The organism is Pseudomonas sp. IT-P395, assembly GCF_949767675.1.
Classification (GTDB): domain Bacteria; phylum Pseudomonadota; class Gammaproteobacteria; order Pseudomonadales; family Pseudomonadaceae; genus Aquipseudomonas.
This window is the reverse complement of the sequence record NZ_CATKPW010000043.1, coordinates 1-312: the sequence shown is the minus strand read 5'-3', so window position 1 is coordinate 312 and position 312 is coordinate 1. Positions and strand designations below refer to the sequence as shown.

Sequence of the window (312 nt, the reverse complement as noted above, 5' to 3'; positions counted from 1 at the left end):
ATTCAGCCGGCCATGCTCGGTACCACGCCCGGCCACAAACCGTACCTGCCTGAGCTGCCAACGCGCCCCATCACCCGCAACGACATCGTCGCGGCCAAACCACTGTTGTACAACATCGACGGCAAACACCTGGCCCCGGTCGACGGTGGCACCGCGGAGTTCTACTACCAACTACTGATTCCGAGCGCAGTGCTCACCACGCTTGACGCGTTCGAGGCCTCCCGCGCCATTCGCGAGTCGATCCACAGCGACATCCTGCGCGTCGGCGAACCACGCCAGGAACTGCCGCAACCCAAGGTGGCCGGCGTGGTG

The 312-nt window shown here is 64.7% G+C and carries 1 protein-coding gene; it reads left to right on the top strand.

Annotated features, from left to right (window positions below):
- Nucleotides 1-312: hypothetical protein (locus ACM6IN_RS20475; RefSeq protein WP_414916618.1), on the top strand; the 312-nt coding region annotated here is incomplete at both ends.